The 15685-nt window shown below is 49.3% G+C and carries 14 protein-coding genes; 10 read left to right on the top strand and 4 right to left on the bottom strand.

The window, feature by feature from the left end:
• The first annotated feature begins 1 nt into the window (after position 1).
• The 9 genes from EKM73_RS05320 (at position 2) to EKM73_RS05280 (ending at position 10967) form a co-directional block, all read left to right on the top strand.
• Positions 2-1396 carry an FAD-binding oxidoreductase gene (locus EKM73_RS05320; protein WP_125700942.1) on the top strand — a complete coding sequence of 465 codons (1395 nt, stop codon included), beginning with the start codon at positions 2-4 and terminating at the stop codon, positions 1394-1396.
• Between the two features lie 167 nt (positions 1397-1563).
• Positions 1564-3276 carry a glycoside hydrolase family 13 protein gene (locus tag EKM73_RS05315; protein WP_225421304.1) on the top strand — a complete coding sequence of 571 codons (1713 nt, stop codon included), beginning with the start codon at positions 1564-1566 and terminating at the stop codon, positions 3274-3276.
• Positions 3277-3603: 327 nt separating this feature from the next.
• Positions 3604-4026 (top strand): MarR family winged helix-turn-helix transcriptional regulator, encoded by a 423-nt coding sequence (locus tag EKM73_RS05310; protein ID WP_225421302.1) that lies wholly within the window; start codon positions 3604-3606, stop codon positions 4024-4026.
• A gap of 326 nt (positions 4027-4352) precedes the next feature.
• Positions 4353-5105 carry a nicotinamide riboside transporter PnuC gene (gene pnuC / locus EKM73_RS05305; protein ID WP_164508869.1) on the top strand — a complete coding sequence of 251 codons (753 nt, stop codon included), beginning with the start codon at positions 4353-4355 and terminating at the stop codon, positions 5103-5105.
• A 175-nt stretch (positions 5106-5280) separates the two neighbouring features.
• Positions 5281-6201 carry a magnesium transporter CorA family protein gene (locus EKM73_RS05300; protein ID WP_125700939.1) on the top strand — a complete coding sequence of 307 codons (921 nt, stop codon included), beginning with the start codon at positions 5281-5283 and terminating at the stop codon, positions 6199-6201.
• 473 nt (positions 6202-6674) lie between these two features.
• Positions 6675-8435, top strand: a complete 1761-nt coding sequence (gene spxB, locus EKM73_RS05295; RefSeq protein WP_125700938.1) for a pyruvate oxidase — start codon at positions 6675-6677, stop codon at positions 8433-8435.
• Between the two features lie 154 nt (positions 8436-8589).
• Positions 8590-9033, top strand: coding sequence for a MarR family winged helix-turn-helix transcriptional regulator (locus EKM73_RS05290; protein ID WP_164508868.1), 444 nt, complete (start codon positions 8590-8592; stop codon positions 9031-9033).
• Entirely contained in the window at positions 9034-10434 is a 1401-nt protein-coding gene (locus EKM73_RS05285; RefSeq protein ID WP_125700936.1) for a DHA2 family efflux MFS transporter permease subunit, read from the top strand.
• Between the two features lie 113 nt (positions 10435-10547).
• Complete coding sequence (locus EKM73_RS05280; RefSeq protein WP_125700935.1) at positions 10548-10967, top strand: hypothetical protein; 420 nt, start codon at positions 10548-10550, stop codon at positions 10965-10967.
• Between the two features lie 297 nt (positions 10968-11264).
• Here the strand turns inward: EKM73_RS05280 and EKM73_RS05275 are convergent, their stop codons facing one another.
• From EKM73_RS05275 to EKM73_RS05265, 3 genes are all read right to left on the bottom strand, one after another.
• On the bottom strand, positions 11265-11516 hold the full coding sequence (locus tag EKM73_RS05275) for a hypothetical protein (RefSeq protein WP_125700934.1): 252 nt from the start codon (positions 11514-11516) through the stop codon (positions 11265-11267).
• Positions 11517-11954: 438 nt separating this feature from the next.
• Entirely contained in the window at positions 11955-13310 is a 1356-nt protein-coding gene (locus tag EKM73_RS05270) for a sensor histidine kinase (protein ID WP_125700933.1), read from the bottom strand.
• Positions 13300-14001: a response regulator transcription factor gene (locus EKM73_RS05265; protein ID WP_125700932.1), complete on the bottom strand. Its 702-nt coding sequence runs from the start codon at positions 13999-14001 to the stop codon at positions 13300-13302. Before EKM73_RS05265 ends, EKM73_RS05270 begins: the two co-directional genes overlap by 11 nt.
• A gap of 181 nt (positions 14002-14182) precedes the next feature.
• On the opposite strand from EKM73_RS05265, the gene EKM73_RS05260 reads away from it, so the two are divergent.
• Complete coding sequence (locus EKM73_RS05260; RefSeq protein ID WP_125700931.1) at positions 14183-14476, top strand: hypothetical protein; 294 nt, start codon at positions 14183-14185, stop codon at positions 14474-14476.
• A 261-nt stretch (positions 14477-14737) separates the two neighbouring features.
• Here the strand turns inward: EKM73_RS05260 and EKM73_RS05255 are convergent, their stop codons facing one another.
• Positions 14738-15388, bottom strand: a complete 651-nt coding sequence (locus tag EKM73_RS05255) for an SDR family oxidoreductase (RefSeq protein ID WP_125700930.1) — start codon at positions 15386-15388, stop codon at positions 14738-14740.
• Between the last annotated feature and the right edge of the window lie 297 nt (positions 15389-15685).

The raw sequence follows: 15685 nt of genomic DNA, 5'->3' as shown, positions 1-15685 counted from the left end.
GATGACAGTGTTTAGTGCCTATTCTGACGATGAGATTTTGGCCTATTTAAAGTCTCAGGTAAAGACGGGAACGGTTGCCACGGATGAAGCCACGTTGCGCAAGCAATCCTTCAATCCCAATGCAACTGGTGGTGAAACGGGCTTAGCGCGGGCGTTTGTCGAGGTTGCCAACGTTGAAGATATTCAAGGTGTCTTGCGGACAGCGCGGAAGTTCCATATCGCCGTGATTCCGCAAACCACCTTTAGTAGCACGGTGATTGGGTCCGACGGTCTGACGGGGGCAATTATCTTGTCCACGCGCAAGATGAATCAGATTCTGGAAATCAGTAAGGAAGATTCCGTGGCCGTTGTTGAACCCGGGGTCGTCAATGGCGATTTGGACAAGGAGGCCCGTAAGCAGGGACTGTTCTACGCCCCAGATCCTGGTTCTAAGCCATTCTCATCAATTGGTGGGAATGTCTCCACTAATGCCGGTGGGATGAGCACCGTGCGCTATGGTGCAACCAAGGATAATGTGCTGGGCTTGAAGGCCGTACTGGCCGATGGTCGGGTCGTTAAGCTTGGTGGCCGGACGTTGAAGCAGGCCTTTGGGTATGATCTGACCCAGCTCTTCGTCGGTTCCGAGGGAACCTTGGGCATCATTTACGAAATCACTGTAAAATTAATGCCGATTCCGCTGGGCCAATCCGTCATGGGCGTGGCCTTCTTCGACGATATGACGGCGTTGGCACAAGGTGTCACGGCTATCCGAATGTCCGGGGTCTATCCAACGATGCTGGAAGCTTTGGACGGCAATACCGTGGTGGCACTGGATAAATACGAAAAAACCCACTATGCCGACAACAGTGGCGCTATGCTAATTTTCCGGCTAGAAGGTGGCAGTCCCGAGAATGTTCAGGTCGTCCGTGACTTGCTGGATAAGTATCACGGGCAGAACGTGACCGTTACTACGGATGAAACAGAAGAAGCTGATTTGGAACAGTTGCGTCGGGATATGTTACCCGCCGTCTTTGCCGGTCGGAATCACCTGATGGAAGATATGGCAATGCCCCTGTCCAAGCTGGCCCCAATGATGGATTATCTGCAGGACCTCGGGAAGAAATTGGGCATTACGATCTACACGGCTGGTCATGCCGGAGATGGTAACGTGCACCCAACCTTCGTGTGGGACAAGGACGTTGATGAAGTCCCAGAAGTCATTATTGAAGCGTTACGACAGACCTTCTGGAAGACATTGGAACTCGGGGGAACGATCTCCGGAGAACACGCCGTGGGAATGCTGAAAAACCAATGGAACAATCCCGAGTTGGGTGAAACCGTCGATCAGCTGCAACATCAGATCAAGACGCTCTTTGATCCGATGAACCTGTTGAATCCTAAACGTAAGATTGATTAAGGTAGCTTGAACGCCCGAAACATGGGGTGAAAATGCTTCTGATTATCCAATAATCAAATTTGAAAATTGTGTCCGGTCACCGACAGAAATGTTCGGGGGCCGGACTTTTTTTAAGATAGGCATAAAACTTGCAAAAGAGGCCGACAAACCGGATAATTATTGTTACAATGAAAGCGAATGCAGGATTGGTATTTACCAATAACAATCGGTTGCACAAGTTTGGTTACGGAAGGAAGAGAGTCATGGGCGACGCACAGTGGTGGCAACACGCAGTCGGATATCAGATTTATCCGCAGAGTTTCTTAGATACGAATAACGATGGTATCGGAGATCTTGCTGGTATTCAGCAGCAGATCGACTACCTGAAAACCTTGCGAGTCGACTTTGTCTGGGTCTCTTCGTTCTATCCGTCAGGCGACGTGGATAATGGCTATGACGTGATGAAATATCGCGGCGTGGCCCCACAGTTCGGGACATTGGCTGATTTTGACCGACTCGTTGCGGCACTCCATGCGGCCGATATTAAGATCGTAATCGACCTGGCGCTTAACCATACGTCGAGCGACCACCCGTGGTTCAAGGCGGCTTTAGCCGACCCGACCAGTACCTATCACGATTACTATATTTGGCAACCGACCACGCTGGACGTGGCACCGAACAATTGGGAATCGGTCTTTGGTGGCTCGGCGTGGACCTACCACGCCGCAAGTCAAGCGGCGTACTTGCATACCTTTGCTCGGAAGCAACCGGATCTGAACTGGGAGAATCCAGCTGTGCGCCGCGAGATGAGTGACATTATCCAATGGTGGGCCGACCGCGGTGTCGATGGTTTCCGGTTAGATGGGGTCACCCACCTGAAGAAACAAGCCGATTTCGCCGATGTGGCCGCGCCCCGGACGGACTATTACCGGGACTTTACGGGGGTCACCACCTACTTGGCCGATCTGAAGCCAGTCCTGCAGCGCAATCATTTATTTACCATTGGTGAGGCGGGTGGCATCGATATGCCGACGGCGCAACGCTGGCTGGATCCTGACACGGGGTTCTTTGACCTTCTGTTGGAATTCGACCACGTGCATTACTGGGAGAATGCGGAGCCCAAGCTACCGATTGCAGCCTTGCGCCAGAACCTGACGCGCTGGCAGTTAGCACTGGCCGACAAGGGCTGGAACGCGCTGTTTATTGAGAATCATGATTTACCGCGTGCCGTTTCATATTATGGGAACCCGGTGGATTATCGCCGTCGTTCTGCCAAGGCTTTGGGATTGTGGTACTTGTTGATGAAAGGTACGCCGTTTATCTATCAGGGCCAAGAGTTGGGACTACCCAACGCTCGGTTCGACAGCATTGATGATTATCGTGACTTAGACAGTCGCCTCTATTATCGGAGTCAGCGTGCCAAGGGTGTTTCAGAGTCAAAGATTTTGGAACAATTGGCTGCCAAGAGCCGGGACAATGCGCGGACACCGTTTCCCTGGAATGATGAACCCAACGGTGGTTTCTCCGAGCATCAGCCGTGGATTCAACCAACGCAAGTCGTGGAACGAATCAACGTGGAACGTGAAAGTCATGATCCTTACTCGGTCTTCACGTTCTATCGCCAGTTGATTCAGCTGAAAAAGACGGTACCGACGTTACAAAAGGGCCGTTATGAATTGATTGATACTAAAGATGACCAATTATATGTTTATCGCCGAACCTATAATGGTGATAATTGGTTGATTGTTGTGAATATGAGCAATGAAGCTGCAACTACTCAAGAGTTTGATTTAAATCCGAGCGAGATGATCGTTACCAATATGCGGGTCGATGCCGCTTCGGATGAGACGCAGATCCAACCTTGGGAAGCCCGGCTATACCATTTACGAAAACTAGAGTGAGATTGAAAGCGGGGCGGTCCGGGTGAAAACGCGGCCGCCTTTTGTATACAATCAATTGCATAGAGTGCTTTAGCTGTTAATCATTAGTCGAAATCGTTGTTAGAGTAGTTTAAACCATAAACTTTTCGACAAATTAGTGAAAGCCACTTGCATTTCATGAGATTGTTCTTTATTATTAAATGTATAGATATTTCTATGGGGTCAACCATTTTGCGTATTGCTAATCGTGTTAATTATCTTAGCGGTTAGTAAGTAAAAGATAAGGATATGATGAATACTATGGGAAAGAGTAAGGTCGTACATGCGGAAAGTTTTTTCGAATCTTACATGGAATTAAAGCGAGAATTGGAGAAATCAGCAACGCGGTTCCAACGAGCCATGGGGATTTCGGTGGATCAGTATGCGATTCTGCACCATATTTTAGAGAATCCTGGTAAGCTGACGTCAGCCACGGTTGCTGACAGTCGGGGGATCTCTCGGGCAGCTGTTTCGCGTGGAATCTCACAGCTGATTCGGCGCGGTTACGTGCTACAGAGTTATCAATCTTCTGATCGTCGGGTACGGCCGTTGTCGTTAACGACGAGTGGTGAAGAGCTGGAGATGATGTGCCATGATTTGCTGGTAAAATCAGCAAAAATCATGAGTGAGACGCCCCTTTCTACAGAGGGTAGTCAATTGACGGTAGGCGAGCTGACTCAGATGTTAGCGTCGGCTACGGCACAGTTAACACCGGAAACACCAGAAGAGTAAAGACCTTTAAATTTTTCTTTAAACGGATCAGTCGTTCACGACTGATCTTTTTTATTTGGCCTTTTTCCCTCAAACTGTAAAAAGTGTGCAATGCCGATATGTTATAGAATCTTGTTTCACAGGACGCCTGACGGGCATGTAACCGTTTTCCGACAGCTGTAATGTCATGAAACAAATTTGAAATTCTAGCCGTTACAGAGAAAATTGCGTGCTATAATCAAACCTGTTGTTCAAAACGAGCAACACAATATATTGTGTGATGCAGCCACCTCGTCGGCGAGAAAGATACTATATGTGGTTAATAAAACATGAGGGAGCGCATTAACATGAAGCACTATATTCAATTTTTATCTCACCAACTGAAGGGCTGGCCCCAACAGAATTATTATTTATTTTTCTTTAGCCTTGGGTGCCAAGTCATGACCTTGGTCGGCCAGCAGATAACGCTACTGACGGTACTGACATTTATCGGGACCACGCTGGGTGTGCTGTGTGTTCTGGCAATCAACGCGGCAAAGTCAGTTAATGGGTGGCTAGGTGTGTTGTCTGCGATTTGCTTCATCGTTACGGGTTTCGCTGCTAAGAACTATTTAAGTATTTTTGAGCAGCTATCGTACGTGCTCACTTTAGATATTCCGGTTCTGCTGAGCGCAAGCTGGAACGTTAATATGGCTTCTAAGATTCGAAGATTCAACGGTAAGAGTTGGGCAATTGCCTTAGTTTCCACGGTTGCTGTTTATTTGATCTCCGGATGGGCCATTGGTGCCTTTACGGACGATCCGCGGCCATGGATCGATGCTATCAGTTTTGCTATTAGCTTAACGGCCGGTATCATCTGTTTCTTACGGTTCAACAACCAGTACATCTGGTGGATCGCATCGGGTCTGGCTCAGATGGTTCTGTGGTTCATCTCGTTTCGGCAAGGGTCCGCAACGCTGGCAATGTTTATCAACAGTTCCGTTTACCTGATCAACGACGTGTTGGCTTTCACTGTTTCACCTTGGTACAACAAGAAGGAACGTGCACGGGTCATCAAGCAAGAGACGGCATATGCTGCCAGTCTAGAGAGTACCAACTAAGTTATGGTTTAGTGATTGGGGCCGTTGTTCCGGGCGTGGGGTCTGGAACGACGGCTTTTATGGCGGACTGCTGTTTGGCGGATGAACTGGTACCTTTTCAAAAATGACTTTTTTCAGCGCGGGTAAAGGCGACGTGGTACACTAGGGGCATTGCTTGTATGAGGGAGCGGAGACCATGATAGTTGAAAAGAAGATTGGGGCGAAGGATCAGGACCTGGTATGGGTCATGACCATGGTTGAGGAAGAAGCCGACCGAGAGACCCTGAAGGTTAAATATGGCCTAACCGATGAAATTTTAACGTATGTGACCGATGAAAACGAACGGTCTCACTATGACCGTGATGACTTTTTAAATTCACAATTGTTTGTTTTGCATGTGCCAGTGGTCGTTGATCAGGTATCCCAGCGCTACATTACCCGGCCGGTGACATTCCTATTGAAAGGAAATTATATTTTTTCCATCACCACGAAGAATACCCACTGGGCCAATACACTGCTGGAGGAGCGGCTAAAGCTGGACCAGACTTACGATACAAATGAATTGTTGTTAGTTGGGATGTTTATCCTATTCGACCAATTTTTAGCGCCGATTCGCAAGATCAATGCGGAACAGAATCGTCTGGATAAGCAGCTTAACAAGTCGCCAGATAACAAGGACCTGATTGCGTTGTCTAACCTGCAGCAGAGCCTGGCTTACTTTGTCAGTGCCACGCGCAACAACGCCATGATGGCGGTCAATTTAAGCAATACACCATTTGGCCGGCAACTTTCCGACACCAACCAGGAACGGCTGGATGATGCCGTGATCGAAGCGCGCCAGACCTCTGAAATGACATCGATTGAAGCTGATGTTGTCGATCGCATCTCAAGCACATTTAATAACGTGCTGAATAACAACCTGAACGATACGATGAAGTTCTTAACGATTTGGTCACTGGTCCTCACGATTCCAACGATTGTGACCGGTTTTTACGGGATGAACGTGAAGTTGCCGCTGGCCAATCAGGGGAGCATCTCGTGGCTAATCACCGTGGCAATTATGCTCGGGGTTATGGTATGGGTTGCACTGATGCTGAAACACCGGCATTTCTGGTAAACATAATGATGGCATATGGAGAGTGGGACAAAAGGCGGTTAGCTGGCGAGCATTAAGGCTGCTAACCGAATAATCCCGAACTTGGATTGTTTGGTTAGGAGTTTTAAGCGGAACCGGCTGTCTTTTGGCGCACGTTTCAGCCATATATGATTGAGTAGCACAAGAGCCTGGGATTTTCCTAGGCTCTTTCTTTGCCTAAAATTTGCGGAAAATACTGAAAGATAAGCTGGCGCTAATTGGCTTGTTCCTTTTCATGGTATCTCATGAGTTTGTAATCTTTTGAATGCGCTTTATTTACCGTCAGTCCGGGAAACTAAGGCGTTTGTTCGGTCAGCAGCCTAAGTGATTATTTTCACTAACAAAAAGTAAGCAGAAATACTGGTATTTCCTCCTGAAACGGACTATGATGTTACCAATCAATGATTTCGGGGTGCTTTTCTTTGGCGACACCTCATCAAAGGAGCGCGATTCAAATGACAAAAATGATTGCGGGTCAAGCATTGGTAAAGGTTTTGGAAGCATGGGGTGTCGATCACCTGTATGGGATTCCTGGGGGATCGATTAATCATACCGTTGAAGGCTTGTATCTGGAAAAGGATAAGATTCAATATATTCAGGTACGGCACGAAGAGGTTGGGGCATTAGCAGCAGCTGCCGATGCTAAGTACACTGGGAAAGTCGGTGTAGCCTTTGGTTCCGCCGGACCCGGCGCCACCCACCTGTTCAACGGACTTTACGATGCCAAGATGGATCACGTGCCAATGTTGGCGCTGGTTGGGCAAGTCCCAACAGCGACGATGAACACGAATTACTTCCAGGAAATGGATGAAACGCCGATGTTTGCCGACGTTGCCGTTTACAATCGGACAGCGACGACCGCGGAACAACTGCCTTATGTGGTTAACCAAGCGATTCGAGAAGCCTACCGGCAAAAGGGCCCAGCCGTGGTCATTATTCCTGAAGATTTGTCATCGACCGAAATCGACTACGAACCAGTGAAGACGCCAAACACCGTCTCCAACACGTTTACGCAAACGATCGATCCTAAGGCGGTAACGGCGACCTTAGAACTGCTGAAGGCCGCTAAGCATCCTCTGATCTATGCTGGCCGAGGCTTGTTAGGCGCTCGTGATGAGCTGGTTAAATTTAGCGAGCAGTTCAGCGTGCCCGTTATCAATACTGTACCAGCCACGGGTGTGATTCCAACCGACCATCCGAATGCCATTGGGACGTTTGGCCGTTTGGGTTCTAAGTCTGGCTTTGAAGCGCTCCAACACACCGACTTGATTCTGTTCTTAGGGTCCGAGTTCCCATTTGCCCAGTTCTGGCCAAAGAATATCAAGATTATCCAAGTTAACGACAATTCCTTTGATATTGGGAAGATGGTACCCGTTGACTACGCCGTGATCAGTGATGCCAAGAGTTACCTGCAAGCCATGATTGCCACGGGCGAAACGTTGCCTAAAACAGAGTGGCTCAAGGCCAACCGCCTTAACAAGCAGAACTGGAACAAGTGGTTGTCTCAGTTAGCCGATGATGACAGCAATGGCCTAGCACCTGAAGCCGTCACGAAGAAGGTTGCTTCCATGGTAGGCCCTAAGGATACTTACGGGGTCGACACCGGGAACGTTTCGGAGTGGTCCGTTCGGGGCTTACCAATGAACAAGCAGCAACGGTTCGTCTTATCCGGACTGTTTGCCACGATGGGCTACGGGTTACCAGCCGGAATGGCCGGGGCCTTGAGTGTTCCAGAGGGGCAAGCGTGGTCGTTCTCCGGCGATGGTGGTTTTGCGATGGTCGCTCCTGATATTATCACGGAAGCGCGTTACGAATTGCCCGTCATCAACGTCGTCTTCAGTAACCGGCGTTTCGGGTTCATTTACCGCGAACAGGTCGACACGAAACAACACCTGTATGGGGTTGATTTGACCGATGCCGACTGGGCAAAGGTCGCCGAAGGCTTAGGTGGTATCGGCTTTACCGTTACTAACAATGCCGAAGTCGAAAAGGTCTTCGATCAGATCAAGGATCTTCAGGCTAAGGGTAACAAGAAGCCAATCGTGGTCAACGCCGTGATCAAGGACGATGACCCAATTGGGACGGCCTTCATGCCACTTGATGCCAAGCTCTACGGCCAAGAGACTGTCGATGCTTACGCCAAGGAAAACCATATTGATGTTCAGCAGCAACCCGCTTTAGGTGAACTGTTACGTGCCAAGGGCGATAACCTTTAATTTAAGACTTTAGAAAACGAGAGTCGTTCCAAGTCAGTTGTTGATTTGGAACGACTTTTTTTGGCCGTTCAAGTTTTTTCCTGAAATGACACTTGAAATTGCCGGTTAATCAGCCTAAAATTGTTAGCTGACTAACAAAGAAGGGATGATTCCATTGCCTGAAAGAAGATTGGGCGCTTGGCTCCGAGATGCCGAGCACCAGATGAACCTTGAAATGAACGAATTCGCCCGGTCATATGGGTTGACGGGGATGCAGATGTCGGTGATCGACTTCCTCGGTCGTCGCGGAGGCGTTGATACCTTCCAGGTTGACGTGGAACGGGAATTTCACGTTCAGCGCTCCACGGCCTCAGTCCTAATCAAGCGGATGGTGGAACATGGACTGGTGACGCGGGTCGTGGCAACCAGCGATAGTCGTAAGCGGCAACTCAAGCTAACGGCGCAAGGACAGCAATTGGTCCCCATTGTGACGGCGCATCTGGAACAACAGGATGCCCTCATGGTGGCTGGCTTAACGACACAGGAGGCCGTGGCATTTCGTCATGCGCTAGAGAACGTGACGCGGTGGGGCAAGGCCCCAGAGAAAGGGAGTAAGTAAATGGCAACTGAAAAAATTGAACCACGGGTAATCGGGGCCGTCCTGGCGACGGGGCTGATGTCTCTGAGTGGGGTCATCATTGAAACGGCGATGAATATCACTTTTCCCACTTTAATGAAACAATTCGGTGTGACTACTGGAACGGTCCAGTGGATGACAACGTTGTACCTGTTGATTGTGGCTTGCATCGTGCCTGTTTCATCATTTCTGAAACGACGCTTTAAAATGAAACAACTCTTCGTGGCAGCAAACCTGCTTTTCATTACAGGGTTGTTAGTTGATGCTCTAGCACCAGCGTTTGTTTGGCTGCTAGTTGGGCGGGCAATCCAAGCGTTGGGAACCGGGATTGCGTTACCCTTGATGTTTAATATTATCTTGGAACAGGTCCCATTGAGTCGAATCGGTATGATGACGGGGGTTGGAACGCTGATTACTGCCATTGGGCCGGCAATCGGCCCGACGTATGGGGGAATCCTCGTGACCAATCTGAATTGGCGGTATATTTTCTGGATCTTGCTGCCGTTTCTGATTGTGTCGTTTTTCGTAGGACTCAAAACCATTCAACAAGTTTCACCCATCGTTCACGAAAAATTTGATGGGTTGAGTATGTTGACGGTCATTGCAACCTTTGGTGGCCTGATCTATGGGTTCAGTTCACTGGGCAGTCAACCGCTGTTGAGTTGGTCTGTTCTGGGGGCCTGGATCGTTGGGATTGTGGGCCTCCTAGGATTTGTGTTCCGTTCCAACCACGTGGAACATCCGCTGATTAATCTAGATACGGTGAAAAATTCTGCATTTGCCTGGCACTTAGCGGCGTTCTTTCTCTTACAAACGACAGCGTTGGGCCTATCCTTCATCTTGCCAAATTACCTACAATTGGTTGATAAACAAACCGCTTTCATCGCCGGTTTAGTCGTCTTGCCGGGTGCCGTAATTGGAGCTGCATTTTCACCGATCGGGGGGCAGATTCTCGACCGATTTGGTGCAAAGAAACCGATTATTTTGGGCCTGAGCATTGTGACGGTCACGTTGCTTGTGATGACTGTGTTTGCCCGTCAGTTGCCAGTCTGGGCCGTCCTGAGTCTTTACATTGCCTACATGGTCGGTATCGGAATGGGATTTGGGAACATCATGACGGCAGGTTTGAAGCAATTGCGTGGTGACTTGAAGGCCGATGGAAATGCGCTCATGAACGCCATGCAACAGTTTGCTGGCGCCCTCGGGACCGCCATTGTTTCCATGATTATCTCCACCAGTCAGGCGAGCGGTCAGGGCAGTACAGCCGTGAAGACGGCGATGGGGTCGCAGTGGGCCCTGCTGGTGCTGGTCGTTACGGGCACGTTGGCACTGTTGAGTATGCTAATGGCTTTCAAGCTGTCCCGTCCAACGAGCACGCGTTAGTATTGCTATTGGCTTTACCATAGCGACCGCGAGTTAACCTAATTTTATTAACCCCATGCTACACTTCACTTAACGAAGATGCGATTGTGTAGATTGAAAGTGAGGCGACCGGAATGCGGTATGACTGGCGGTATGGTTTTCATTCATTTTGGTTTTTAATGATGTTGATGCTGATGATGAGTCCCGTGATTTTTATCGATCAAGTGTCCGTTAAACACATTGCAATGGGCACGATGGTTGCGATTCTACTTGTCGACTATCTGTTTACTCGGCAATATCCATATTTTAATCGGTTTGGGCGCCAAGGATTTGGCGGTTTGATCAGCATCGGTTTCTTCGTCATGATGGCGGCGGTAGCACCCTACTTTGGGTACTGGTCACCGTCAGCCTGGGGATTCGTTAGTTTCTGTGTGGCAAGTTTTGGGGGTTCTCTGGACGGTCGCATCGCCCACCCAACCGACATTTTGGTCAGCCAGACACGTGCTCAGTTACGGAAAAAAGCTGAGATTCTTCGTAAGCCAATGCCACGGTAAGCTTATGGTGTTTCTCTGGAAAATTTAACAGTTGTGCTTGAATCGGAAGCGGTCTTCCGATTCTGACAGATAAATAACCCCAGGTCAACGAATGGACGTTCGACTTGGGGTTGTTTTTTGTGTCATTTAAGGCTGAAAGACAGGTATATCAAGCAATTGAGGGCGGACATCCTGGTCGTTAATTATCAGAAATAAAAAACGGCTGGTTCCGTTCTCACTGGAACGGTTAAACGCAGTCGTATCATGCTATATTATTTTTAGGATTAAATAGTTGTGTCTAAACCTGACAAAATGGGCTTAGTAGGCTGCTGAGTACGTCCAGTCGTAGGCCAGCAACTGGTGGAATTTTTCGCCAATTGGGACCCATAGCTTGGCCTTCGCAATGTTGGCAATCGATTCCCAAAAGAGGGGATCCTTGCGCTCCTGGTCGCTTAACTTAATGTTGACGTAACTCCCGGCTTCCGTCTTGGCGATGACGTAAGGGTAGAACACCTTCGTAATCTGGGCGGGAGTAATCGTTTTAATCTTTGGGTTGTCATCTATCAGCATAATTCTCCGCTTCCTTTCACTTGATGAACCCAGTATACCTGGAGAAGGTAGCGGAAGTCCTTGATTTAAGTTAAGTTTTGTCTGAGAATTTCTTAGTTTTCTAGTTAGTGGATTTTTGTCGCCTGCGGCTGTCAGAGATTCTGTCTGCCATGGGGACCGCCTGCAGCCTGAGAAGCGGGCTTCCGGTTCGGTTTGAAACCTCGCTAAGTTCGTGCGAGTTTCCAAACGCGTCCCGCGCTGTAGGACCGGGAAAAATCTCCCGGTCTAACACCGCCGTCACGGCAGACGCCATCTCTGACCTCCTCCGGCTAAGCTAATTATTCACCACTAAGAAAACTAAATCTTGGAATTGTATTCTTGATTGATTTTAATATCTAACAGTGGGTCAATCTGTGGCAGTCGCAATTTCTGTCAATCACAGCTGCCTGTTTAAACCAATTAGTCAGAGGTCTGTAAGGTCACAGTGAACTTGGTACCGTGCGGGGCGTTATCGTTCACTGAGATAGACCCTTTATTCAGCTGGACCAGCTGTGACACGATGGCTAGTCCTAGACCACTGCCTTCAATTTTACTGGAACGGGAGGCATCGACGCGATAGAAGCGTTCGAAGATATGCTCGCGGTCGGTCACAGGGATTCCGGTTCCTTGATCGGCCACAGTCAGTGTGACCTGACCGTTAGCTTGTGCGACGGTCACGGCTATGGGCTGATCCGCGGGTGAATACTTGTGGGCGTTATCCAAGAGTGCCGTTAATATCTGATGAAGCATGTCGGTGTCGCCTAACGCCATTGCCGGTTCGTCAGGGCCAGTGAAGGTCAGTGGTTGGGTGATGAGGGGCTGGTAGTGGGTGACGACACCCTGCGTCAGCTGAGCGATGTCCAGCGGTTGTAAGGCCACCTCAGCGCGATCGGCTCGTGACAGATGCAGGAGATTTTCAATCAGATGCTGCATCCGTAATGATTCCTGGTCAATGAAGCCCAGTGACTCGGGGATGACCTCGGGGTGCTTGTCTCCGCGACGCTCGATTAACTTGAGGTTCCCTCGAATCGTCGCGATGGGGGTTCGTAGCTCATGGGAAGCATCGGAAATAAACTGCCGTTCACGTTGCAAGCGCCCGTTTTGTGCGGCCAACAGTTGGTTAAAGTCCTTGGCCAGCTGAGAAATTTCAACGGGTTCCTGTGGTTGGGGCAGTTCCGTCTGCGTCACCTCGGGATTGGCTGCGGCCTGTTGCGCTGCCTGAGCTAGCTGAATCGTGGGTGCACTGATTCGTTTGGCCAGACGTCGTACGAAGAAGAGCCCAATCAGGAGGCTAAAGCCGATGGCGATGATCAGCACGGCAATCAAGACGTGAAGGTTGCCGACTAATACGTGCATGCCAATGTAGAGGTGATACGTGTGCCCGCCCGCTTTCAGCGTTTCCGCGAAGAAGAGTCCTAGACCCTTAAAGTAGGTCAGATGGGTAAATGGAACGGACCAAGTGCTGGCGTTGGCCAGCGTGTTGCCGTGAGGGAGCAGTGAGGTGGTCGAGCCGTTTGCGTTTTTGATGAAGACAAATGTGTTATGGGAGTTAAGTCCACTCGAGCGATTGATGGCCAGCCAGTCTTGAAAGTTCGTGACCTGTGAGGTTTGAAGGCTGGCACTCAGTTGCTCGGCTTGGTTCTGTGCCCGCAGCAATTGATCCACGGCTAGGGTTACGCTGACGGTTAGCACAATGACGATGCCAATCGTGAGGAGCAGGCTGGTAAATGAATGGCGGATAATATCCGCGTAAGTCCGGGGTTGCTTAGCCGTCATTGTCATCCTCCTCTTTAAGACTGTAGCCGACGCCCCGAATGGTATGGAAAAGGTGGGGGGCGTCGCCAACGTCAATTTTATTCCGCAAATAACCGATGTAGACATCGACCACGTTCTGTTGGCCGAGAAAGTCGACGCCCCAGACGTTGTCGAGGAGTTCATCGCGGGTAAAGACTTGGCCCGGGTGCTGTAGTAGGAAGAGTAGCAAATCGTATTCGCGTTGAGTCAACTGAATCGTTTGGCCACCGCGGTCGACTTGCCGGGTCTTGGTGACCAGCGTCAGGTCTTGCAGGTGATAGGTCTGGTCGAGGCCACTCTGGTGAGCTGTTCGCCGCTGAATCACCCGAATGCGGGCCAACAGTTCTTCTATCTCAAACGGTTTCGTAATGTAATCGTCGGCACCGGTGTCGAGGCCGGTGACCTTATCGCCGAGGTAATCGCGAGCCGTCATCATGATTACGGGAAGGTTGTCGTGCTTGCGAATGCGACGGAGCACCTGCATACCATCCATCTTCGGTAGCATCCAGTCCAGTAGAACTAAGAGGAGGTCATCCTTCTCTTCTTGATAAATTTCCCAGGCGGCTTCCCCGTCGGCAGCGGTCAGGACGTCGAAATCTTCAAAGGTCAGTTCCTTGGCAACATAACTAGCGAGGCCTTCTTCATCCTCGACTAGTAAAATCTTATTTTTCATATTTAAGCGATACTCCTTGCTGTGACGTGGTTTATAGGCATGATACCACACGATGCCGTGGCAAAAATAAGAAATTCATATTTTAACCTTAACGAAGCTTAAAGATTAATGACCTGACCGGATGGTATAACTAATACATCGAAAGCGATAAGCCAAAACAACTAACTGAGGAGTGGTTAAAATGACTAAAATTAAATCAATGATGACTAAAGTAATGCTGGGTGCCATGACTGTAACGACTTTATTAGCAACATCCGCAGGTGCTTCCGCCGCCACGGTGACAACGACCAATACGACGGCCCCAGCCGTTCGGACGACAGTGCAGTTGGACTCACGGCCGGTTGCGACGATTCAACCCATGAAGATCCACTTAAAGCGGGCCACCACGAAACAAGTTGCCAGCCAAGTCCAAACGGTGGTTGATGCCAGTGCCCTAAACTTGGACCAGAAGCACACCGACAGCCAATTAAAGTAAATTGAAAAGTGATGGCTTAAATTCGGCTAAACACAATTGAACCAATCACTTGGACAGAGCGTCCCAATATAAATCAGCAAAATAGAAGCTAAGTTGTCAGTGGTGCCAGTGAGCGCTGCTGGCTTTTTAGGTGTGATTGTGAATTTCACGATTAAAAAAGGTCGTCGCTGTGTTTACAATGACGTAAACGTACAGTGACGACCTGAACTGTCTAGATTTTGTATATTTTAAATACGTTTGAAACCTACAGTCACGCTGGAATTATTTCACAGCTGCCACAGCATCAGCAATCGCGGTGTCGCCGTTAACCAACTCGAACGTTTGCTTAGGCAGGGGATGCTTAACCACAGCAACGACCGCCGCAGCCACGTCTTCGCGGCTGATGGATTTGACATCACTATTAGCCGTATCCAAGGTAATCTTACCCGTTGGCGCATCGTTGGTTAAGATTCCTGGCCGGACAATCGTGTAGTCCAGATCAGTCCGATGGCGTAACCACTGGTCGGCATAGTATTTAGCAACGTAGTAAGGCCGAATACCCGACTTGTCCCAGAAAGTTCGATCGTCGGTCCCCATGGCACTGACGATGATGAAACGCTTGATACCAGCCTTTTCCGTAGCAATCATGGACTTGATAGCACCGTCGAGGTCGATATTCAGCGTCATATCGTCGCCCGTACTGCCACCAGAACCGGCCGAGAAGACTACCTTGTCAACGCCAGCCATTGCGGGAACCATGGCCTCGGCGGTGCCCATCAGATCGACAATCCGTGGTTGCCCACCTAATGCTGTGATGCTGTCGGCTTGGGTGGCAGAACGAATCCCGGCGTATACCGTTTCACCTGTTGCTGCGAGTTGCTTGACGATGTGCTGGCCCACGTGACCGTGAGCGCCAATAATCAATGTTGTCATTCTAAAAACCTCCTAAGTCTCGTTCACTTAACTAACCTCTACCATAAAGGTTTTGACGGAAAGTTTCAGCTATAACGACTCGTTAATCGGTTATACTAGTCACAAATTATGGTGGTGATTAACAGTTCCGAAAATATATTTTAACTATGGTGGCTGGATGAAAGATTGTGAATAAAATTGCTAACCGTTATCAATAGCTTTTCACTTGATAACTCGTATAATAGAGGTAAATCATCCCTAATTGGTTAGTTCACCCACCGATTCCTCCGGGGGGAGTGAATGGTTGATTGAAAATGT

The organism is Levilactobacillus fuyuanensis, from assembly GCF_003946395.1.
In the GTDB taxonomy this organism is placed as follows: Bacteria; Bacillota; Bacilli; order Lactobacillales; family Lactobacillaceae; genus Levilactobacillus; species Levilactobacillus fuyuanensis.
Note: the sequence above shows the minus strand (reverse complement) of the source record. Positions and strands in the feature narration are given on the sequence as shown.